Below are 20913 nucleotides of genomic sequence, written 5' to 3' on the forward strand. Positions count from 1 at the left end.
AGGCTTCAACCCTTCAGAAAGCGTAATTCAAGGCAATCAGGCCACTGCCTTCGGCATCGGTCTCGACCAGCGGACTGCCGCGGGTCTGGTCGGTGTAATGCGTTACCCCGACGCTTGCGACGGTTGACCAGTGGGCGTCGAAGGTATGCTGCCAGGCGAGCGCCGCCGAGTAGGCGTAAATGCCGCTGTCTGCGCTGAAACTGGAGAAGCCGGTGCGCTGACTCTGGATCGGGCTCACGCCGAAATAGGTCTGGTTGTAACGGCCGTCACCAGCGTGCGCATCGATGTCGAGGGTCACCGTATCGGTCTGACTGTGGTAGGCGATGCCCTCGAAACCCAACCGGTAACGATTGCCACGTTTTTCACCAGCCACCCGCAGTTCGGCCTCGGCACTGACGGACAGCCACGGCATGAGTTGCTGGGAAACCATGAAGTCGCCAACGGTCGCGCCCTTGACAGTGCCCATCCCTCTCAGCTCGTTGGAACCAGGCCGATTCGTACTGTTTTTCTCGGTACGACCGAAATCGTAATTGAGTGCAGCGCTGGCACCGAACCCGGAATCCGACTGCCATTGCAGCCCCAGACCGCGCGTGGTGTCGGCGAAGAAGATACCGCGCTGGACCGTCAGCATGGGCACCACCTGACTGCGGTATTCATCGGCCCCCATGTAGCGCGGCAGCACGGCCATGCCGAGCCCGAAATTGACGTTGAACCGGTCACCCAGCATCGACTGGCCTTCGGCAGTGCTGTCCTGGGCGCAGGCCTGACCTGCCAGGGTCATGGCCGCAGAGGTGATCAACACGGTCAGCACAGGTTTAAGCAGCGCAGACCGCAGGTGAGTACGAGAGATTGCAGGGCTCATGGGGATACTCCGGTGTCATTCAGGATTGGGGTGGGGTTGTCGGTTCTGCTCCGTGCAGCACTCGAAACAGATCGATGCGGTTTTGCTGCAGCGCATCGAGGGACTGGCGAGCGGCTGCGTCGGCTTCAGCAATACGGAGAGTGGAAACCAGCAATGCAGTGCGCTCGACGGCGCCCGCATTGAGTTCAAAGGACAGGCGCCGCACTTTTTCCTGGACCAGCGCAACCCGCTCGACCTCGTTGCGGACATGGTTCAGGGCCTGCTGACGGCGGGTCAGCACAGCGGACATTTCACGGAAGGCGTTCTGCACAGCCTTTTCATACTCGGCCACCGCGATCTGCTGACGCACCTTGGCAAGGTCCAGGTTGGCCTGATTACGCCCGCCGTCGAACAGCGGCAGATTCAACTGCGGCGTAAACAGCCAGGCCCCGCTGCCGTTGCTGAACAAGGTGCGCAGGCTGTCGCTCTGCAAGCCCACGCCGGTACTGAGTTTTATGGACGGAAAGAACGCCGCACGGGCAGCACCAATGTTGGCATTGCTGGCCTTGAGGGCTTCTTCGCGCTGACGGATGTCAAAGCGTTCCAGCAGACGCTGAGACGGCAGATTCGACAGCCAGGACGGCGTCTCGACCAGCGCGGTGGTCAGCGCAGGGGTGTCTGGCGTGCTGACGGGCAATACCGTCGAATAGCCGGTGAGTAACAACAAGGCCTGCGACGCGTTGGCGTGATCGCTTGCCGCATCCTGCACCTGCTGTTGCGCGCTCAGGGTGTCGAGGCGCTGTGCCATCAGATCATCCAGCGAAAGCGCACCTTGACGCTGCTGCTCTTCGGCCGCCTTGACCAGCATCAGCCGGGCCTCGTGAACCGCCTGCGCATCCTGTTGCACAGCAGCGGCCAGACGCTCGGCCAGCCAGGCGCGGGCGACTTCCGCAATCAACGCACTGCGTGCCGCCTGCTGGCCGTAGGTGCTGGCCAGATAATCGTGCCGCGCCGCCTCTGACAGGCTGCGCACGCGCCCGAAGAAATCCAGTTCAAAGTCAGAGACGCCCACCGACGCGATGGAAATGTCCTGGCCATAACGCTCGTCGGCGGCCGCATTATCGAAGTGCTGACGATCGCGCTCGACACCTGCAGCAAGGGTCGGAAAGCGATCGGCGCGGGTAATGCCGCGCATTGCCCTGGCCTCCTCCACACGCAGCACCGCCACACGAAAATCGCGATTGAACGCGAGGGCCGATTGCAGCAACCGGCGCAGTTCGCCTTTTGGCGACAACTCGCCAGCCAGCGCTTCTTCGTCGGCACTGAGCACGACGGCGCTGGAGGTATTCGAGGCCGGGACCACAGCGGACGCCTGATCGACCGGGACCGGCAACGCCGGACGCTGATAGGCCGGTATCAACGAGCAGCCCGAAAGAGTCAGGCTCGCCAGCATGGCCAGGCAACGCCAGCGGCGGTTGCGGATACGCTTGGACAGCGGTGTACTCATCGGCATAGGATCTGTCCGCGACAGTGGGCTCTGGACAGCATCCTGAACGTCGACTTTCAACAAACCGTTCGTGAATTATCAAGATTTGATCAAGAGGCGCGCTCGTGTCAGGAAAACGCATTCTTATCGTTGAAGACGACGCCGACAGTGCCAGCATTCTCGAGGCTTACCTGCGTCGTGACGGTTTCAACGTCGGGCTGGCCGAAAACGGTCAGCGCGGTATCGATATGCACCGTCAGTGGAAACCCGACCTGATTCTGCTGGACGTCATGCTGCCGCTTGTCAGTGGCACCGACGTGCTGTCGGCCGTCCGGCGCTGCAGCGACACGCCGGTGATCATGGTCACCGCCATGGGCGACGAACCGGAAAAGCTCGGCGCATTGCGCTATGGGGCTGACGATTACGTGGTCAAGCCCTACAACCCCAAGGAAGTGGTGGCCCGTGTGCACGCGGTGCTGCGCCGCTCCCAGCAGAACGCCAGTAATGACCGCCATTTGCGTTACCAGAACCTGCTGGTGGACCTGAATGCAGTCACCGCCATCATTGAAGGACACGACGGCACAGACACACTGCTCGACCTGACACCCACCGAGTTCAAGATCCTTTCGACCTTGCTGAAAACACCCTCCAAAGCCTTCACCCGCGAAGAATTGCTGGAAATCTGCCTGCCCGACAGCGAGGCGCTGGCCAGGGTTGTCGATGCGCACGTGCACAATCTGCGTCGCAAACTCGAAATTCACGGCGTGGATAATGTGCTGGTGACAGTCCGCTCTGTCGGCTATCGATTCAGGTGAGCCTCATGCGACGTTTTTTCAGACACCGGCAGAAACCTTTATGGCACTGGGTCGGCATGCGCATGAGCATGCTGGCCGTCGGTGCGGTCATCGTGATCGCGTTCTGCATGTGGCTGCACGTCACGGTGTCTGACTGGCTCACGTTGCAGGCAATGCCAGCCGATGTGCGCACGGAGTTCCTGAGGTTGCAGGCCGAGCCTGCCATGGACATGGTCAAGCTTCGCGAGTTGTTCTTCGAGTATTACCCGATCGAAAACCTGCTGCCGGGCATCGCCAACAAGGAGTGGTGGGTATTGGCAGCGCTGGTGATGATGGCCATCCCGATCATCATCTTTTTCGGCTTTCTGTTCTCCCGCCCGCTTTCCAGCCAGTTCTCTTCGATTGCCAAGGGCGCGCGTCAGGTCGCCCAGGGCGACTTCAAGACGCGCCTGCCCATGAGCGACAAAGACCCGGACGAGCTACAGGCGCTGGTCAGCGACTTCAACACCATGACCACCCAGCTAGGCCGTTACGAACTGGAGGTCAGCGAGTCCAGCGCGATGATCGCCCATGAACTGCGCACGCCACTGAACGCGGCCATGGGGCGCATTCAGGGCATGATCGATGAAGTGTTCCCGCGCGATCTGGCACAACTGGAAATGGTCCACCGCCAACTCAACCAGTTGAACAAACTGGTGAGCGATCTGCACCTTCTCTCACTGGCCAGCGCTGGCCAGCTGACCCTGGACAAGACGGTATTTTCCCTTGAGAAACTGGTGGCCGAACGCCTGAGCTGGTTTGCCGCACAGCTCGATGAAGCGGGCGTTGTCGTGACGATCGACATCCCCCAACGACTGACCGTCACCGCCGACCGTGACCGGATCGGCCAGGTGGTCAATATTCTCGTCGATAATGCGCTGCGCTATTCGGCGATGGGCGGTGAACTGCTGATTGTCGGCAGGGCCCGCGCACGGAGCATGGAACTGACCGTCTCCGACCGCGGGCCCGGCTTCGGCTCGGAAAACCTTGAACAGGTGTTCGACCGTTTCTGGCGCGCCGAACGTTCGCGGGCGCGCTATTCGGGAGGCAGCGGCCTCGGCCTGTCCATCGCCCGGGCTATTTGCCTCGAGCATGACGGCACTATCGGGGTGCGCAACAGGCCTGGCGGCGGGTCGGTGATCCGCCTGGAAATCCCGGCCTGACCCTGCTGACCCGAACCTGCGGATCAATGCCCCATCAACGAATCGATAGCGTCCGGTTTGTCGTGCACGCCAAAGCGGTCCACCAGCGTGGCCGTCGCCCGGTTCATGCCGACAACGTCCACGCTGATACCCGCCCTCCTCAACTTGAGCACGACCTTGTCCAGCGCGGCAACCGCAGTGATGTCCCAGAAATGCGCCTCGCGCAGATCAATGGCGAGTGTTTCGACGTTTTCGCGCAGGTCGAAGGACGCCATGAAGCGCTCGGCAGAAGCGAAAAACACCTGGCCGGTCACGTAATAAGTGCGGTGGCTGTGCTCAGGGTCTCGGCGCGAAGTGACGTCGAGATAACGGGCGATCTTGCTGGCAAAGAACATTGCGGCCAGCAGAGAACCCACCAGCACGCCGTAGGCGAGATTATGGGTAGCCACAACCACGATTACCGTCACGACCATCACAATATTGGTCGAGAGCGGGTACTGTTTAAGGTTGCGGATCGACTCCCAACTGAACGTACTTATAGACACCATGATCATCACCGCCACCAGCGCTGCCATCGGAATACGCGCCAGCCAGTCGCCCAGAAACAGCATCATGATCAACAGCAGCAAGCCCGCGCTGAGGGTCGAGAGGCGCGTTTTGCCCCCCGACTTCACGTTGATCATTGATTGGCCGATCATCGCGCAACCGGCCATGCCGCCGATCAGACCACTGGCGATATTGGCAATGCCCTGCCCTTTGCACTCACGATTCCTGTCGCTGGCGGTATCGGTCAGATCATCGACAATGGTTGCGGTCATCATCGACTCAAGCAGGCCCACCACCGCCAACGCCACGGAATACGGCAGGATGATCCACAGCGTGTCGAGATTCAGCGCAACGTCCGGCCACATGAACACCGGCAGACTGTCAGGCATTGCGCCCATGTCACCGACTGTTCGTACATCAAGGCCCATGTAAATGGACATTGCCGTGAGCAGCAGAATGCACACCAGCGGCGACGGCAGCAGTTTGCCCAGCAATGGCAGGCGCGGGAACAGATAGATAATCGCCAGGCCCGCCGCCGTCATCGCATAGACCGGCCAGGTCGCGTGGGTCAGCTCTGGCAGTTGGGCCATGAAAATCAGAATCGCCAGCGCGTTCACAAAGCCGGTCACCACCGATCGTGAAACAAAGCGCATCAGTTCTCCGAGGCGCAAATACCCCGCAACAATCTGCAGCACGCCGCACAGTAACGTGGCGGCCAGCAAATACTGAAGACCATGCTCTTTCACCAGGTTCACCATCAGCAGTGCCATCGCCCCTGTGGCTGCGGAAATCATCGCCGGGCGGCCGCCCACGAAAGCAATGACCACGCAGATACAGAACGAAGCGTAAAGCCCGACTTTCGGGTCTACCCCCGTGATGATGGAGAACGCGATAGCCTCTGGAATCAGGGCCAGTGCAACGACAAGCCCGGCCAGAACATCGGCCCGGACGTTGGAAAACCACGTAGCTTTGATTTTTTCGAGCATGGAAATACCTGTGTCGAACACAGCAGAGCGCGCAGCAGCGAGTGCCGGACGTGCGTGTGCATCGGTTTTCGAATGAGTAGTGATTGAGGTGGCGGCGACCGTAAAACGGACACAGCGACAGGCGACCGCAGTCAGTGGCAGTCAGGGTGTGGCGAGGGGGCGAAGCGCTAAGGCGGCGTAGGCAGCCAGCTGGAACGGGACAAAAGTGATTCCTTCGATGGGTCGCAGGACGTGAGCATCATAGACCCATCCGTTTGAGGGGTTCAAGACGCAGATGCCTGCCCGACAGCAACACCGCGCAGCTGATATGCTTTTTCCAGGATAACTTGCCCCTGTTTGCAAAGGCGGTTTTCACTCATGATGCAGGCATCATTTGCCCCGATGCCTTCTATGAAACGCTACGAAAAATTCGCCGCCGACATTTCGGAAATGATTCGCAGCGGCGTGTTGCCCGCCGGTGAGAAAGTCCCCTCCGTCAGGGTTGCCAGTCGCACGTATTCGGTGAGCCCCGCCACCGTCTTCAAGGCGTATTACCTGCTGGAAGACAAAGGCCTGATTCAGGCTCGCGCACGCTCCGGGTATTACGTACGCGAGCATGCTGCCAATGCGCTGACCGAGCCTGAGTTGGTCAGGCACACCAGCGAAGGCACCGAACTGGGCGTCAGCGACCTGATTTTTTCCGTGCTTGGCTCGCTCAAGAACCCGGACACCGTCCCTTTCGGCTCGGCATTTCCCAGCCCGCACCTTTACCCATTGCCGCGCCTGGCCAAGTCGATGTCTTCAGCGGTGCGGGCGATGACGCCAGCGGGCATTGTCAGCGACATGACCACCGGGAACTCCGAACTGCGCCGACAGATCGCCCTGCGCTACATGATCAGTGGCGTGCGCTTGCCCGCTGACGAACTGGTCATCACCAATGGCGCCATGGAAGCCCTGAACCTGTGCCTGCATTGCGTCACCGAGCCCGGCGACCTGGTCGCCATCGAAGCTCCGGCGTTCTATGCCTGCCTTCAAGTGCTGGAGCGTCTGAAGCTGAAAGCCGTCGAAATCCCCGTGCATCCGCGTGACGGGGTGGACCTCGATTCGCTGCAGGACAGCCTGACACGCCTGCCGATCAAAGCCTGCTGGTTCATGAGCAGCTTCCAGAACCCACTGGGCGCGAGCATGACCCAGGCGAAAAAACTCAGGCTCTACAACCTGCTGGAACGGCAGCAGATCCCGCTGATCGAGGACGATGTGTACGCCGAACTGTATTACGGCGCCAATGCACCCCATCCGGTCAAAAGCCTGGATCGCAGCGGGCTGGTGATGCACTGCAGCTCGTTTTCCAAGACCCTGGCTCCCGGCTACCGTGTCGGCTGGGTGGCAGGCGGACGTTATACCGAACAGATCAATCGGCTGAAACTGATGACCACCATTTCACCCTCTGTCCCCGCCCAGGCAGCGATTGCCGACTACCTCAAACATGGCGGCTACGATCGCCACCTGCGCAAATTGCGCGACACCCTCGAACTGCAACAAGGCGCGATGCTGGCTGCTGCCGCTCGTTATTTCCCGGCAGCGACACGCGTCACACGCCCCGCTGGCGGGTACTTTCTGTGGTTCGAATTCCCCGAGCAAGTGGACTCGCTGCAGGTGTTCCAGATGGCCCTGGCCCAAGGTATCAGCCTGGCACCCGGCCCGATCTTCTCGGCCTCGCAGCGCTTCAAGAACTGCGCACGCCTGAACTACGGCACGCCCTGGGATGAACGCAGCGAGCAGGCCATGGCGATGCTTGGACGAATCATCGCGTCGTTCTGAAGTGTTTACGTTCGGCCCACGTACAACTGATCCGTATTTTTAAGCTGTTTCTGAATCTGTACCAGAATCTGCCTGCGCAGGATAATGGCCACGCATTAAAACGCGCAGGACAACCGTCATAGACCGGAACCTGCGACTCGTTACAGACAGATCGATCAGCAGGAGACGCTCATGGGCAAGCTCGGACTTTCATTGATAGGTTTTTTGTTGCTGGCGATAGCGGTGGGTTTGCTGGGGACTATTTCGCCGTATTGAGCATTGATTATCGCCGTGATACTCATCGCTCACGGTTATACACACGTCCTGATGACTATCGCGCCCATGCTGCGCATTGGCGCGATAGTCTGCTCCAGACTCGTTCAGCAGCCGATTAATTAGTTTTCCTCATATGCCCTTGCCGATTTACCCGTCTAGTATCTCAGCCTCCCCTCGCATAACTTCCTTTCGACCGATGTTGCTGCAGTGCAATCGTCACTGAGAACAGCCCATCCATGTTTTTTCGCCCGCGAGCTGTGCTGGTTCGCTCCACGGGAGGCACACGATGCAAAAACGCAATTTAGGCAACAGTTCTCTTCAGGTATCGGCGCTGGGGCTTGGCTGTATGAGCATGACCTCGGCCTATGGCCCGGCCGCCGACCGGCAGGCCATGATCAGCCTGATCCGCAGCGCGCACGAGCGTGGGGTCAACTTCTTTGATACCGCGGAAGCCTACGGCCCGTTCAGCAACGAAGAGCTACTGGGCGAAGCCTTGCAGCCGATTCGTGATCACGTGGTCGTCGCCACCAAATTCGGCTTCGATATCGACCTGATCAGCGGTGCCAGAGGCGCGGGCACGAACAGTCGCCCTGAGCATATTCGCGCCGTCGCCGAAGCGGCGTTGAAGCGTCTGCGCACTGACCGCATTGATCTTTTCTACCAGCACCGCGTCGACCCCGCCGTCCCCATCGAAGATGTCGCAGGCACCGTCAAAGACCTGATTGCCGAGGGCAAGGTCAAGCATTTTGGCCTGTCCGAGGCGAGTATCGATACCGTTCGCCGCGCCCATGCGGTGCAGCCGGTGACAGCTGTGCAGAGCGAATACTCGCTGTTCTGGCGTGGTCCCGAGCAGGACCTTCTGCCTGGGCTTGAAGCACTAGGGATCGGTTTCGTGCCATTCAGCCCACTGGGTGCGGGGTTCCTGACCGGAAAGATCGACGAGCACACGCAGTTCGATGCCTCGGACTTTCGCAGCGTCGTACCGCGCTTTTCCCAGGACGCACGCAAGGCCAACATGGCGCTGGTCGACGTCGTCAAGGCGGTTGCCCAGCGCAAGAACGCTACGCCTGCGCAAGTGGCGCTGGCCTGGCTGTTGGCCCAAAAGCCCTGGATCGTCCCGATACCCGGCACTACGAAACAACACCGTCTTGATGAAAACCTCGGGGCCGTCGAACTGGAACTGACTGCGGAGGACCTGCACATGATTCACGAGCAGACAGACCGCATCGCTCTGCTCGGTGATCGCCTGCCCGAAGCGGCGCTGAAGATGACCGGTCTGTGACCGCACATTGATCAAGGCTGCTGCCAATGCGCAGCAGCGTCCCTTCCCTGTCAGGAACTATTCCGATGAAAACCCTGATTGCCCTGCCTGTTGTCTTCTCGTTGGTCACCGGAGTGGCGCATGCCGAGCAGTCCGCGGACATCCGCATTACCCGTGGAGGCACGCAGCCTTCCATTCAAGGCAGCGCCGAAAACTTTACCGGCGCAGTGCGTGTTGACAGCCTTTTCAAGGCAGACAGTCCAGCCCGCATTGGCGGTGGCACCGTGACCTTCGAACCTGGCGCACGCACCGCCTGGCACACCCATCCGCTCGGGCAAACGCTCATCGTGGTTGCCGGTGTCGGCTATGTGCAAAAAGAAAGTGGGCCTCGTCAGGAAATACGTCCCGGGGACGTCGTCTGGATCCCACCGTCGGTACGCCACTGGCACGGAGCGACGGCCACCAACGGCATCACGCATATCGCGCTGGCAGAAGCTTTGGAAGGTAAAGCTGTTACATGGGCCGAAAAGGTCTCCGACGCAGAATACGAGGGCATGCGCCAATGACACCGTCGCTTTTCGGCTCAGTACTTCATCGCAGAGCCCGCCCACTGGCTGCTTTACTGGCAGCGTGCCTCGGGTTGGGAAATGTAACGGCCGCTGTCGCTCAGGAGCGTGCGACAGCGCCCGCCATGACAAAAACGACGCCACCGGCTGGCACGCTGTCTGGCAAGCAGCAAGCCATTCCATTGATCGCCGCGTTCATGGCGACCAGCGATATGCCAAAGCTTGACTCGGCGCTGAATCAGGGGCTCGACGCGGGCCTAACCATCAGTGAGGCCAAGGAGATTCTGGTTCAGCTCTACGCCTATGCCGGGTTTCCACGCAGCCTCAATGCGTTGGGCGAACTGATGAAAACGGTTGAGGCACGCAAACAGCGCGGTATTCAGGACGCAACCGGAAACGAACCCGGCCGGGCGATCCCCACAGGCGAGGCGTTGCGTGAGGCAGGAGTAGCCAATCAGACACGCATTTCCGGTGGCGCCGTCAAAGGGCCTTTATTCGACTTCGCCCCTGTCATCAATCAGTTCCTGCAAACCCATCTGTTCGGCGACATCTTCGAGCGCGACAACCTCGACTGGCAAAGCCGCGAGCTGGCCACCGTCGGCGCCCTGGCAGCAACGCCGGGTGCCGAGCCGCAGTTGCGTTCCCATATGCTGGCAAGCATGAGGGTGGGTTTAAGCGCTGCACAGTTGCGCGAAGTGACCAACATACTTGCCGAACAGGCAGATGGAACCATCGCCAGACGCGCACGCGAGGCGCTGACACAAGCACTCGAAACGTCAAAGGACTGATCATGAACATGGCAAGAAACCTTCTGGCGCTTGCTATGGCGGGCATGCTGGCAGCCTGTGCGGTGAGTTCCAGCGAACCGGGCAATAACAGCGCGCCGCTGACGATCCAGAAACAAGGCAGCTTTACCGCCGGTGGCGAGATGATCACTGCACCGGGCACGTTCAACCCGCGCAAACCCATGCAGCCCGATGGCCAGACTTACCACGGGGACCATGCCTATGTGTTTTATCAAGTGCCGGTCAACGCACGAAAACTGCCAATCGTCATGTGGCACGGCGCAGGTCAGTTCTCCAGGACCTGGGAAACTACCGCTGATGGCCGTGAGGGTTTTCAGAATATATTTCTGCGGCGCCGGTTCGGCGTCTACCTGATCGATCAGCCGCGCCGCGGCGACGCCGGTCGCAGCATGGTCGAGGCAACACTCAAACCCACACCGGACGAGCAACTCTGGTTCAACCAGTTTCGCATCGGCCTGTGGCCCGAGTACTTCAATGGCGTGCAGGTTGCTCGTGATCCCGGCACACGCGAGCAGTTTTTCAGGGCCATGACGCCAAACACCGGGCCATTCGATATGAACGTCATCTCTGACGGGGTATCGGCAATATTCGACAAGATCGGCCCCGGCATTCTGTTCACTCACTCCCAGGCGGGCGGCCCGGGCTGGCTGACGGTCATCAAGAACGAAAAACCCGCCATAAAGGCGGGTTTTTTCTTGTTCAATGGCATTGCCTGGCAGCGTTGAAATACTGTCTGGCTCCACGAGCTGGACTTGAATAGAAGTATAGGCACCCAAAAATCACAAACGCTTATGCGAAAAACAACGCGCTAAACACGGTCTATGTACTTGGCTCCGCTGGCCCAATGGGCTGCGAAATCGGCAGAGCGCACTGCAGGATTACAACTCAGGATATCGAAAGTCGCCAACCGGTGAACATCGAACGGATCTTCGGCGACCATTCGTTGAATGTCCGCGATGTGTTCACCGTGCGCAAGGATGAAGCCCCCGTTCCCATCGGCGAGAGGGCCGGCAAACAGTACAGTTCCGGACTGTATATAGTTGACCAGCCACGCTTTGTGGGCGTCCAGATGAGCGTTGACTTCCTCAGCAGGACGAAGGTAAGTAAGTTTGATAGCAAATAGCATAAAATCAAGCCTCCAGACTGGGTGAGTTATTGAGCAGGGACTGACAACCCTGCAATGACAGCGGACATTGCAGCGGTTGCTTTTTCAACGCCCTGATCTCGTACTGGTTGGCCTCTGGAAACGCCCTCAGCGCGGATGAAGTGGACATCGCTAATTCCCAGAAAACCAAAAAATGCCCTGAGATAGCTTTCCTGGAAGTCCATTTTTTGCAGTGGTCCGTCCGCGTAGAATCCCCCACGAGCCGAGACCACGATGACGCGTTTGCCGCCGGACAAACCTACAGGGCCATGTTCTGTGTATTTAAAAGTTCGTCCGACCTGAGCGATCCTGTCCAGCCAGGCCTTTAGCTGGCTCGATACGCTGAAATTGTACATAGGAGCACCGATAACCAGCACATCGCTCGCCAGGAACTCCATAACCAGGATTTCTGACAGTTGATGCTCCTGCAGAATGGCCTCCGGAAAATCATTGATCCCGGTTTGCCGGAACCCTGCTGCAATAGGACCCGTGAGATGCTTCAACTCATCATCGACCAGGTCTCGGTACTTCACATGAGCCTCGCGGTGGCTGCCTTGAATGTGTGCAACAAGGGTCGAGGAAAGTGCACGGGTTATGGAGTTGCTGCCCATTATGCTTGAGTCAATATGCAGTATTTTCATGCTTGAGGCCCTTGAGATAAGTAATGGTTGTTGTCAAAAAAGCCGTGAACACTTTTCATCGTCCGGCTTCTCTGGCGGCGTGATCAATGAACTTGGCTACCGTATCGGGATGAGAAACTAGTGACAGATGGCTGGATCGAATTGATAAGGTCTGCGCTCCAATCTGTTTCGCGATAGCCCGCTGTACCGACGGTAAAAGCGCCTTGTCATCCGTTGTTTGCAAGTACCAGCTTGGCTTGTCGTGCCACGCCGCGTGCTGGATCTTCTCCGCGAAACAGGCTGCTGCGATAGGCTGTTGGACTGATGCAAGCAACTGCGCTTTTTTCATCGGCAAGTCCGCCGCCATGACGAGATGAAACTGCGCGGGATCGTCCAGCCAAAGCCAACCCTCCTCATCGGGTGTCAGGCCAGTCATAGGTGCATTCAGTCGCTGCAGGAGGCCCGCTGCTGATTCACCGCTGTCGGGCACCAGAGCGGAGAGATAGACCAGGCCCTTCACATTGGAGGCGTTACCGGCCTGTGTTATCACGGTGCCAGCCCATGAGTGCCCTACCAGGAGCACGTCGCCTTTTTGTCGGCGAAGCACGCGCTGCGTTGCCAAAACGTCATCTTGCAATGAGGTCATCGGGTTCTGCACTGCGGTGACGTAATAGCCCATGGCGGTCAGTTGCTTAATCACCGACGACCAGTTCGAGCCATCGGCAAATGCGCCATGTACCAGCACGATGTTGCGCACAGTGCCGTTAGGCAACGCAGCCATGGCCGGGCCACTGGAGAACAACAGCGATAAACCCAAGGCCAGGCCAAGCCGGCTCAGCCAGCTCAGTTGACTGGGACGTTTCTCTTCTTGACGCATGGAGTTCGTGTGGAGCGGCAGTTTCATGTCGGAGCGCCGTTGCAAATGACTGTGCACAGCTTAAGCAGGCCCAACTGGAACTGTTAGATAACAAATAGGCCACACTTCATGCAAAACTCGCCAACTTGATTGCCAAAGCAGGATTTGCCATGCGCATTGCGATTGTTGCTGTGGAAGGTAGCTTGATGTCCGCCATCACTGGGCTGGCTGATTTGTTCTGGATGACCAATCAGGCGCTGAAATCACCACCGCCCGGGTTGGCTTCGGAAATGAGGGCCAAGATCGATGTTGAATTTGAGACGATCATCGTCAGTTCGGATGGCAAGGCGCTGCGCGATCCTCAGGGCAGACTGATTCCCGTTGATGCAGACTTTTACACCGCGGGGTCTTTTGATGCAGTCCTCGTTACCGGCATGGCCTTGGGCCCGGATAAATTGCCGCCCACGTCCGACTCCCTCAAACGCGCGGCGGATTGGCTCAAAGTGAACCACCAACAAGGCGTACTGGTCTGTGGGGCGTGCGCGGGTACGTTTGTTCTGGGAGAGGCTGGGCTGCTCGACAACAGACGTTGCACCACTACCTGGTGGCTGCATCACGCTTTCAAAAAACGATTTCCAAAGGCTCAGCCCGTGTGGGGCGCTGCGGTGGAGCAGCAAGACGGCATCATTACCACTGGAGGGCCGTTGTCCTGGATTGATCTAGCCCTCTACGTGATCAGGTGCCTGGCCGGTGCCGATGTCGCCAGGTTGACCGCAGATATTTCTGTGACCGACAGCTTGCCACTGCCTCAACTGGTTTATGCACCCCGCGGTTTTATAAATAGTGCTGATCCGCTGCTTCTGGAAACCGAGCAAATCATTCGCCATGCCAGACCCGGGCTGACGGCTGAAGAGCTCGCCAAAATGTTGAATCTGAGCGAGCGGACAATGCATCGACGATTCAAGAAATTAACCAATGAGTCGCCTAAAGAGCTCATTACCCGAGTGAGGATAGAAACGGCTTGCGTCCTCCTCCAGACACCGGGAGCCAGCATTAAACAAGTGGCACTCAAGTGCGGCTACAACGAGGATACCTCGTTCCGACGGGCTTTCATTCAACTTACCGGGATGACGCCTGCGGATTACAAGCGCAGGTCTAAAGCGCAGTCCTCCGATGCGAGCGGATCAACGACGCGTTCGGTGCAGACGTAAGATTCATTTCTGGTACTGGAGGCGATTTAAAAACTACTCAAGGTGTTTTCTCAGCCAAGTCCATGAATTGTCGCGTTGCCAGCGCTCGGCGCCAAAACGAAAAAACCCGCCAGAAGGCGGGTTTTCGGTGTTTCAAAGATTTTTAAAGTCTTCTCTGAAACCTTGTCTGGCTCCACGACCTGGACTCGAACCAGGGACCCAGTGATTAACAGTCACTTGCTCTACCAACTGAGCTATCGCGGAATGAGCGCTATGTTACTGATTAGGAAAAGGAAGTCAAGCGAGGGGCTGAAAAATTTTCTGCGTGCGGCTTACGCGATATCGGTTGTTCCTGATGCACCCACGGGAGAGTACCTCTAGCGCCTTACGCGACACGGGACGCAGCTGATCGTACTGAAGTTGGCACTTCTGTCACATCAAGAAACATCTATCCCGGTCGACATCTGAGTCAGGTAATTCCTTTCCTACGGATCAGGTATAACAAAAAAATGGCCTCGCTCAAGACAGTACAAGCTCGCTACACCGCAACCTTCGTAGGATTCATGGCGCTGGTCATTGTTCTGACGGTTTATGGCATCGGTCAGTTCGTGTCCCCCAGGCTTACCGCCAACGATGAAAACATGCTGACCGCAAAGGCGGCAGACATCAGCAATGAGATCAAGACCGAGTTGGCCCGCGTACAGGCGCAGGCGCGGGTGATCACCGAGCTGGTGCCGCAGCTGTCCAGTGACGATATCGACCGCCTGCTGCCGTTCATGGTCAACCAGTACGGCGAAGCCAAGGTATTCGGCGGCGGGATCTGGCCTTTGCCGAACGTGCGCACGCCCGGTCGTGCCAAGCACAGCACCTTTTACCATCGCGATGCGTCGGGCAAGTTGATCGTCAACACCCATTGGAACTCGCCTGAGTCGCTCAACTATTTCGAACAGGGCTGGCACAAAGGCGGCTTGAACTCCCCTGCTGGCCAATGCGCCTGGGCGCCCGCCTATCAGGATGCCGCCAGCCCGGAACCGCGCACCAACTGCGCCATGGCCATCACCAAGGACGGCCAGCCGTGGGGCGTGTCGACCATCGACGTGACGCTGGGCTTCTTCAACAAGCTGGTTGAAGCCAAAGAGCAGGAAGTCCATGGCCGGATCATGATCATCGAGGCCGATGGCAAGATTCTGTCCAACGTGCCGGGCAGCAGCGACAAGATCGTGCTGCGCAATGTCTCCGAACTGGCGGCGCAATCGCCGTTCATTAATGGAATCAAGTCGGCACTCGCCGTCAAAGGTTCTGGCACCTCGCGTCTGACCTACCAGAACAGCGATGGCGAAGAATCAACGCTGTTTCTGATGCCGGTTGCTGGAACGCCCTGGTTGCTGGCCGTTTCGCAAAACACCGACCTGCTGAAAAGCCAGAGCGAAACCGTCCTCAAGACCTTGGCCTGGCTGCAGATCCCGATGGTTCTGGTGCTGCTGGTGCTGATGATCGTTGCGTTGCGCACGCTGATGAACCGTCTGGGCGTGCTCAAAACCAACATCGACACGCTGTCGGCCGGTGATGCCGATCTCACCCGGCGCATTGCTGTCAAAGGGCACGATGAAGTAGATCAGGTGGGTGAGTCGGTCAACAACTTCATTGCCTACCTGCAACGCATGATGCTCGACGTCAGCAGTTCCACCAGCGAGATTGCCAGCGGTATCGAACAACTTCGCAGTCAGGCGGGCGTTACCAATGCCATTCTGATCCGTCACGCCAACGAAACCGATCAGGCCGTTACTGCGATCACCGAGATGTCCTCCACCGCGGACGAAGTGGCCCGCAGCGCGGCGCAGACCGCAAGCTTCACGCAGTCGGCCAACGAGAACGCGCAGGTATCGAAAACCGTCGTTGCAGACTCTTCTGACAGCGTAAATGCACTGATCAGCGAGGTCGATTCGGCCACCAGCAAAGTGCAGTCGATGGAGCAGGACGCCAAGCGCATCAACGCGGTGCTGGCGGTGATTGGCGAAATCGCAGGGCAGACCAACCTGCTCGCGCTTAACGCCGCCATTGAAGCAGCGCGCGCCGGCGAACAGGGTCGTGGCTTCGCGGTCGTGGCCGACGAGGTGCGCGCCCTCGCCGCTCGTACCCAGGCCAGCACGTCGGAGATCAACGAAATGCTCGGCAGCCTGCAACAAGGCGTCAGCGCCGCAGTAGCCGCGATGGAAAAAACCCGTCAGAGCTGCCAGACCACGGCGGGCAAAACCACTGCCGTAACAAGCGGCCTGGACGACATGACTCGCTCGGTTCTGCAGATCAACGACCTGAGCACGCAAATCGCCACAGCGGCCGAGGAGCAAAGCGCGGTGTCCGAGGAAATCAGCCGTAACATCATTGCCGTTCGCCACATCGTCGAAGAGCTGGTCGAAGGCGGCTCCAGCAACGAACGCAGCACCGCTGCCCTTTCCGAGTCCAACACTCGCCTGATTGCGCTGGTACGGCGCTTCAAGGTCAGTTAAAACCTCTGCGGGCCTGCCGCAGCTTGCGTCAGGCCCGCTGTCTATTTGATCCGGTAGTGGAAGGTATTCTTCACCCCGGGCACGGTCACCGCCCTGCCCTCGACAACCCGTGGCTGATAACGAAAGGTTTGCGCTGCGGCCAGTGACGGACGGATGAACAATGGATGGCAGGCACCCTGCACTTGCGGGTTGACCACTGTGCCTTGCGGTGACACGTCGTAGACCACCGTGCAATCACCCTCGATGCCTTTGTCCAGCGCCCGTTCGGGATAGTCCGGGGCCTCCTTGCTCAGCGGCTGGTACTGGCTGCTGTCGGCAGCGGCAGTCTGCTGCTGTGATGAGTGCTGCGCCTGGCGGGCACGCTCGGCGGACTGGCGTGCCTGCTCAGCCTGACGCTGCTGCTCGATTTGCTGACGTTGCTGTTCGGCCAATTGCTGTTCCTGCTGCCTGCGCTGCTCGGCCTCGCGCAGGCGTTGGGCATTCTGCAGTTGCTCGCGCTCGCGCTTTTGCTCTTCGACGCGCTTGCGGGCCACTGCAGCCTGGTCGGGTTGACGTTGCGGCTCTGTCTGCGGTTTCGCAGCTTCGAGCGGTTTGCTGACCGGCAACGATGCCGGTGCAGGGGGTGGCGGCATCTGCACGGGTTCGCTTACCGGTGCCGCTGCCACTGGAACCGGCTCAGGCGCGGGCGTTGGCGGCAGAATCAGTAATTGGGTGGTCAGGGTTCTGACCGGTTCGGGCGGTTTTTCCCAGGCGTTCCAGCCGAGCATCAGACCGCTCAGCAAAGCGCCATGCAACGCCAGCGCGACCGCCGCCGCGAGGCCATTGCGGCGCAGCCAGGGCCGGTTCCCCCATTCGCGGCGCGGCGGCTGATAGTCGAGGGTCAGGGTGTTCATTGCGGCGCCTCGGTCACCAGCCCCAGTTGCGTCACGCCACTGCGTTGCAGGGCCGCCATGGCAGCAACCACACGACCGTAATCGGCTTTGTCATCCGCACGGATGAACACTTGCGTGTCGTTGCGCTCGGCCACCAGTTGGCCAATGCGCGCCTGCATGTCTTCCAGGCTCGCGGCCTGATCGGTCTGCGCCTGAGTGTCGACGGTATCGCCCAGGTTCCAGTAGTAGCCGCCCTGCGCCTTGACGGACAACGTCACGATGCGCTGCCGGGTGTCGGTGACGAGCGCTTCGCTGGCCACTTTGGGTAACTCGATTTTCACGCCCTGGGTGAGCATCGGCGCCGTCACCATGAAAATCACCAGCAGCACCAGCATTACGTCGATGTAAGGCACGACATTCATTTCGGCCTTCGGGCCATGTTTGCGTTGCGGTTTGACCAGCATGACAAGTCCTCAGGCAGCAGCGGCCATGTTGCGTGTCAGGCCTTGCAGAGTGCGATTCAGGCGCACCTGCAGTTCGTTGCCGAAGCTGTAGTAGCGTGCCGTGAGGGTCTGGCCACGGGCGGCAAAGCGGTTGTAGGCGATCACCGCCGGAATGGCCGCGAACAGCCCGATGGCGGTGGCGATCAGCGCTTCGGCAATACCCGGCGCGACCGTCGATAGTGTGGCCTGCTGCACCTGCGACAGGCCGATGAAGGAATTCATGATCCCCCACACCGTGCCAAACAGGCCGATATACGGGCTGACCGAGCCTACCGTGGCGAGAAACTGCAGGCCTTTTTCCAATTGCAGCTCTTGCTCGCTGATGGCGACCTGCAGCGAGCGCTCGACGCCGGAGAGCACCACATCAGGCTCGATACCCGGCCGCTGCTTGAGCTGCATGTATTCGGCGTAACCCGCCTGAAATACGTCCTCGATCCCAGTCGCATCACGCTGCGCAGAGGATGCCTGCGCCTGCAGCGGTGCCAGGTCGGCGGCACTGCGAAAGCGTTGCTGGAAGGCATCCAGTGAGCGCTCGTAATGACGCAGGACAAGACTGCGCTGAATGATCAGGTACCAGCTGACCAGCGAGGCGAGCAGCAAAATCAGCATCACGGCCTTGACCAGCAGGCTGGCATCGCTGATCAGGCCCCAGATGGTCATGTGTTCGAGAGTGGCGTGCATCGGGGTAGTCCTCTGTAATGGAACGAATGATTAGCACCGCTTGATGACAAACGACTTACGGCAGCTTCAAGGTCTTCATGACCTCCGCCCACGGCATGAACTTGAAGTTCTGCGCCTGCTCGGGCATGCGCTTGCGCCCGTCCTGAACCACCAGCATGCCTTTGCTCCAGGGGCCGCCGAGGTTCATGGCGGTCACTTCGATGCCGTCGGTTTCCGAGGTGCCGTCAATCCCCGCCTTCGCGTTCAGGCCGACCCGAAAGGCGCCGCGCAGTGCATAAGGCGGCTCGGCATCCACCACCACATAGCTGTCGTTGCCCTGACTGGAAATCAGCAGATAGTCATGGCCATCGCTCTGGTACAGCGCCAGCCCCTCGACATCGGCGTGCACCACTTCACCCACCTTGATCACGCTGGACAGCGTTGCAGGCTGATCCGCCCGCGCATCGACTTCCCAGACACCTACGTCTTCTTCACCGAGAAACAGGCGCTGACGCTGGTCATCGGCCACGCAGCCTTCCGGTTGGGTGTCGACCTTGAAGCGGCGCACCAGCTCGCCTTTGGCCTTGCCGTCCGGGGCGCTGAGCCGGTATTGGAGAAAGCTGCCGTCCTTGCCGTTGGCGAAGGCATACAGCTCGCCACTGGCAGGCTTGAACAGGCAGACGCCGTAGATTTCCGCCAATGGCGTGGCAATTTCCCCCGCCTCGTGAAGCGTGCCGCTGGCGCGGTCAATGCTGAACAGGCTCAGGCTGTTGCGATCGCGATTACTCGCCACGGCCAGGTCGACGTTCTTGTTGCCCAGCATGAAACCGGGGCGCACATCGACATTGTTCAAACGCCCGACCGGCAGCTCCTGTAACTGCTTGCCGCTCAGGTCGTAAGCCAGCAGACCCTGCTTCTTGTTGGTACCCAGCACCCGGCTGAGTGCCGGATTTTTCGGGTTGACCCAGATCGCCGGGTCGTCGGCGGCGTCACCCTGACGCCCGACCGACTGGCTCTGGATGGCCGGCATGACACTCGGCAGCGGCGCAGCAACCGCGACCGGTTTGGGCGTCCAGTTCAGCGCCCCCTGATACAGACGCTCACCGTCCTTGTCGTTGACCAGCACCTGCAAACCACCCTTGTTCTCATGCACCGAGAGACCTTCGGGCTTCTTCAGGTTCATCAATGACAGATCGGCCACCGGCACCCAGGCTGCCTGCTGTTGATCATCCTGCTGCTGATAGAGATGCAACGACTTGCCCTTCGGGTCCAGCGCCAGCAGACCGCCAGGCACAACAGCCATTGCCCCAGCGGCCTGTTTCAGCTCGCCAAACGGCTCGCGCAGCGCCACCGGCTGCCGGGCGACATCGGCCTCGGGATGCGCCGGGTAAGCCCACCAGCCGATGTTCGCTTCATTGACGAACAACCTGTGCGCGGCATCGTCGACCTGACAAAACTCGGCGTTGGGAGGCAGCGGCAGATTGCGCACCAGGCACGGCTCGCCATTGAGCCGGTTGTTCGCACCAATCAGCCATTGCTCGCCCTTGCCCTCTTCGCCCACCAAAAATACAAACAGGTTGCTGGCGTCATCGCGATACAGACACAGGCCGGCCACTGAATAGTCGCGTGCCGGCAGGTAGACCGGCTTCGACCAGTGCATCTTCGCCGGGTCCAGCTGGGTCAGCAGTGCCTGTTGACGTGCGTTGTCCAGCGTCGCGAGCAAGACACTCTCGCCCGTTGAGCGGCTGTCGAGCCCTTGAAATGAACCGGGCATGCTTGCCAATTCGCGGCCCTGCTCATCCAGCAGCAACAGGCCGGCCTTGATGCTCACGGCCAGGCGCCGACTGCCGTCACTGTCCGGCAAGAAGGCGACAGACTGAGCCTTGAACGAGGCGTTTTCAGCCCAGCGCGTCAGGTTCAGGTCCATCGGCGAGGAGGCCTGCGCAGCCCCGGCCGTCAGGCAAAGCAAGAGCGCCAGGCACACTGGCTTGGGTGATAGCGAAATCATCATGAACGGTTGAATCCTTTGAATGAGCGCT

General features: G+C 59.5%; 17 protein-coding genes, 1 tRNA gene and 3 pseudogenes. 10 read left to right on the forward strand and 11 right to left on the reverse strand.

Annotated elements, in window-relative coordinates:
* Positions 1-13: 13 nt before the first annotated feature.
* Both PI739_RS20930 and PI739_RS20935 read right to left on the reverse strand, forming a co-directional pair.
* The gene (locus tag PI739_RS20930; protein ID WP_003435876.1) at positions 14-862 is read right to left on the reverse strand and encodes a MipA/OmpV family protein; all 849 of its coding nucleotides are present in this window, start codon (positions 860-862) and stop codon (positions 14-16) included.
* A 19-nt stretch (positions 863-881) separates the two neighbouring features.
* The gene (locus tag PI739_RS20935; protein ID WP_003372021.1) at positions 882-2354 is read right to left on the reverse strand and encodes an efflux transporter outer membrane subunit; all 1473 of its coding nucleotides are present in this window, start codon (positions 2352-2354) and stop codon (positions 882-884) included.
* A gap of 98 nt (positions 2355-2452) precedes the next feature.
* Here PI739_RS20935 and PI739_RS20940 point away from each other — a divergent pair, with 98 nt between their 5' ends.
* On the forward strand, positions 2453-3142 hold the full coding sequence (locus PI739_RS20940; protein WP_054081055.1) for a response regulator: 690 nt from the start codon (positions 2453-2455) through the stop codon (positions 3140-3142).
* A 5-nt stretch (positions 3143-3147) separates the two neighbouring features.
* Entirely contained in the window at positions 3148-4323 is a 1176-nt protein-coding gene (locus PI739_RS20945) for a sensor histidine kinase (protein WP_003372016.1), read from the forward strand.
* A gap of 23 nt (positions 4324-4346) precedes the next feature.
* Here PI739_RS20945 and PI739_RS20950 read toward each other — a convergent pair whose 3' ends face one another.
* Positions 4347-5834: a SulP family inorganic anion transporter gene (locus PI739_RS20950; protein WP_003372013.1), complete on the reverse strand. Its 1488-nt coding sequence runs from the start codon at positions 5832-5834 to the stop codon at positions 4347-4349.
* 390 nt (positions 5835-6224) lie between these two features.
* On the opposite strand from PI739_RS20950, the gene mapR reads away from it, so the two are divergent.
* The 5 genes and pseudogenes from mapR to PI739_RS20975 form a co-directional block, all read left to right on the forward strand.
* Entirely contained in the window at positions 6225-7634 is a 1410-nt protein-coding gene (mapR, locus tag PI739_RS20955) for a GntR family transcriptional regulator MpaR (RefSeq protein ID WP_054081109.1), read from the forward strand.
* A gap of 541 nt (positions 7635-8175) precedes the next feature.
* Positions 8176-9171 (forward strand): aldo/keto reductase, encoded by a 996-nt coding sequence (locus PI739_RS20960; RefSeq protein WP_003372005.1) that lies wholly within the window; start codon positions 8176-8178, stop codon positions 9169-9171.
* A 65-nt stretch (positions 9172-9236) separates the two neighbouring features.
* The gene (locus PI739_RS20965; RefSeq protein WP_003372002.1) at positions 9237-9716 is read left to right on the forward strand and encodes a (R)-mandelonitrile lyase; all 480 of its coding nucleotides are present in this window, start codon (positions 9237-9239) and stop codon (positions 9714-9716) included.
* Between the two features lie 125 nt (positions 9717-9841).
* Entirely contained in the window at positions 9842-10504 is a 663-nt protein-coding gene (locus PI739_RS20970) for a carboxymuconolactone decarboxylase family protein (protein ID WP_003372000.1), read from the forward strand.
* 2 nt (positions 10505-10506) lie between these two features.
* Positions 10507-11193, forward strand: a pseudogene (locus tag PI739_RS20975) (alpha/beta hydrolase); the annotation flags it as partial.
* Between the two features lie 137 nt (positions 11194-11330).
* On the opposite strand, the gene PI739_RS20980 reads toward PI739_RS20975, so the two are convergent.
* Genes PI739_RS20980 through PI739_RS20990 form a run of 3 tightly spaced genes read right to left on the reverse strand, consistent with a single transcriptional unit; the run spans position 11331 to position 13190 of the window.
* On the reverse strand, positions 11331-11648 hold the full coding sequence (locus PI739_RS20980) for a YciI family protein (RefSeq protein WP_003435885.1): 318 nt from the start codon (positions 11646-11648) through the stop codon (positions 11331-11333).
* 26 nt (positions 11649-11674) lie between these two features.
* Entirely contained in the window at positions 11675-12307 is a 633-nt protein-coding gene (locus tag PI739_RS20985) for an FMN-dependent NADH-azoreductase (RefSeq protein WP_003371994.1), read from the reverse strand.
* Positions 12308-12362: 55 nt separating this feature from the next.
* Positions 12363-13190 (reverse strand): alpha/beta hydrolase, encoded by an 828-nt coding sequence (locus PI739_RS20990; protein ID WP_003371992.1) that lies wholly within the window; start codon positions 13188-13190, stop codon positions 12363-12365.
* 122 nt (positions 13191-13312) lie between these two features.
* Between PI739_RS20990 and PI739_RS20995 the strand changes: the two genes are divergently transcribed.
* Positions 13313-14353, forward strand: coding sequence for a GlxA family transcriptional regulator (locus PI739_RS20995; RefSeq protein ID WP_003435886.1), 1041 nt, complete (start codon positions 13313-13315; stop codon positions 14351-14353).
* A 167-nt stretch (positions 14354-14520) separates the two neighbouring features.
* On the opposite strand, the gene PI739_RS21000 is transcribed toward PI739_RS20995, so the two are convergent.
* Positions 14521-14596 (reverse strand) — tRNA-Asn (locus PI739_RS21000).
* Between the two features lie 512 nt (positions 14597-15108).
* On the opposite strand from PI739_RS21000, the pseudogene PI739_RS24980 reads away from it, so the two are divergent.
* Positions 15109-15978 (forward strand): annotated as a pseudogene (locus PI739_RS24980) (HAMP domain-containing protein); the annotation flags it as partial.
* A gap of 330 nt (positions 15979-16308) precedes the next feature.
* Positions 16309-16839 (forward strand): annotated as a pseudogene (locus PI739_RS24985) (methyl-accepting chemotaxis protein); the annotation flags it as partial.
* 41 nt (positions 16840-16880) lie between these two features.
* On the opposite strand, the gene PI739_RS21010 reads toward PI739_RS24985, so the two are convergent.
* Genes PI739_RS21010 through PI739_RS21025 form a run of 4 tightly spaced genes read right to left on the reverse strand, consistent with a single transcriptional unit; the run spans position 16881 to position 20885 of the window.
* Positions 16881-17732: an energy transducer TonB gene (locus PI739_RS21010; protein WP_003435888.1), complete on the reverse strand. Its 852-nt coding sequence runs from the start codon at positions 17730-17732 to the stop codon at positions 16881-16883.
* Positions 17729-18175: a protein TolR gene (tolR, locus tag PI739_RS21015; RefSeq protein ID WP_271352166.1), complete on the reverse strand. Its 447-nt coding sequence runs from the start codon at positions 18173-18175 to the stop codon at positions 17729-17731. The genes PI739_RS21010 and tolR overlap by 4 nt, the downstream gene beginning before the upstream one ends.
* Before the next feature lie 9 nt (positions 18176-18184).
* Positions 18185-18895, reverse strand: coding sequence for a protein TolQ (gene tolQ / locus PI739_RS21020; protein WP_054081056.1), 711 nt, complete (start codon positions 18893-18895; stop codon positions 18185-18187).
* A 55-nt stretch (positions 18896-18950) separates the two neighbouring features.
* Positions 18951-20885 carry a phytase gene (locus tag PI739_RS21025; RefSeq protein WP_271352167.1) on the reverse strand — a complete coding sequence of 645 codons (1935 nt, stop codon included), beginning with the start codon at positions 20883-20885 and terminating at the stop codon, positions 18951-18953.
* Positions 20886-20913 lie beyond the last annotated feature (28 nt).

The sequence above is a fragment of the Pseudomonas cerasi genome (genome assembly GCF_027983475.1).
GTDB lineage: Bacteria > Pseudomonadota > Gammaproteobacteria > Pseudomonadales > Pseudomonadaceae > Aquipseudomonas > Aquipseudomonas cerasi.

What these genes read in the sequence shown, in the direction of transcription:
- tolR (WP_271352166.1), bottom strand. Translation starts at nt 18,175, where the DNA reads ATGCTGGTCAAACCGCAACGCAAACATGGCCCGAAGGCCGAAATGAAT.
- PI739_RS20990 (WP_003371992.1), bottom strand. Translation starts at nt 13,190, where the DNA reads ATGAAACTGCCGCTCCACACGAACTCCATGCGTCAAGAAGAGAAACGT.
- PI739_RS20945 (WP_003372016.1), top strand. Translation starts at nt 3,148, where the DNA reads ATGCGACGTTTTTTCAGACACCGGCAGAAACCTTTATGGCACTGGGTC.
- PI739_RS20995 (WP_003435886.1), top strand. Translation starts at nt 13,313, where the DNA reads ATGCGCATTGCGATTGTTGCTGTGGAAGGTAGCTTGATGTCCGCCATC.
- PI739_RS20985 (WP_003371994.1), bottom strand. Translation starts at nt 12,307, where the DNA reads ATGAAAATACTGCATATTGACTCAAGCATAATGGGCAGCAACTCCATA.
- PI739_RS20935 (WP_003372021.1), bottom strand. Translation starts at nt 2,354, where the DNA reads ATGCCGATGAGTACACCGCTGTCCAAGCGTATCCGCAACCGCCGCTGG.
- PI739_RS20930 (WP_003435876.1), bottom strand. Translation starts at nt 862, where the DNA reads ATGAGCCCTGCAATCTCTCGTACTCACCTGCGGTCTGCGCTGCTTAAA.
- PI739_RS20980 (WP_003435885.1), bottom strand. Translation starts at nt 11,648, where the DNA reads ATGCTATTTGCTATCAAACTTACTTACCTTCGTCCTGCTGAGGAAGTC.
- mapR (WP_054081109.1), top strand. Translation starts at nt 6,225, where the DNA reads ATGAAACGCTACGAAAAATTCGCCGCCGACATTTCGGAAATGATTCGC.
- PI739_RS20950 (WP_003372013.1), bottom strand. Translation starts at nt 5,834, where the DNA reads ATGCTCGAAAAAATCAAAGCTACGTGGTTTTCCAACGTCCGGGCCGAT.
- PI739_RS20965 (WP_003372002.1), top strand. Translation starts at nt 9,237, where the DNA reads ATGAAAACCCTGATTGCCCTGCCTGTTGTCTTCTCGTTGGTCACCGGA.
- PI739_RS20970 (WP_003372000.1), top strand. Translation starts at nt 9,842, where the DNA reads ATGACAAAAACGACGCCACCGGCTGGCACGCTGTCTGGCAAGCAGCAA.
- tolQ (WP_054081056.1), bottom strand. Translation starts at nt 18,895, where the DNA reads ATGCACGCCACTCTCGAACACATGACCATCTGGGGCCTGATCAGCGAT.
- PI739_RS21010 (WP_003435888.1), bottom strand. Translation starts at nt 17,732, where the DNA reads ATGAACACCCTGACCCTCGACTATCAGCCGCCGCGCCGCGAATGGGGG.
- PI739_RS21025 (WP_271352167.1), bottom strand. Translation starts at nt 20,885, where the DNA reads ATGATGATTTCGCTATCACCCAAGCCAGTGTGCCTGGCGCTCTTGCTT.
- PI739_RS20960 (WP_003372005.1), top strand. Translation starts at nt 8,176, where the DNA reads ATGCAAAAACGCAATTTAGGCAACAGTTCTCTTCAGGTATCGGCGCTG.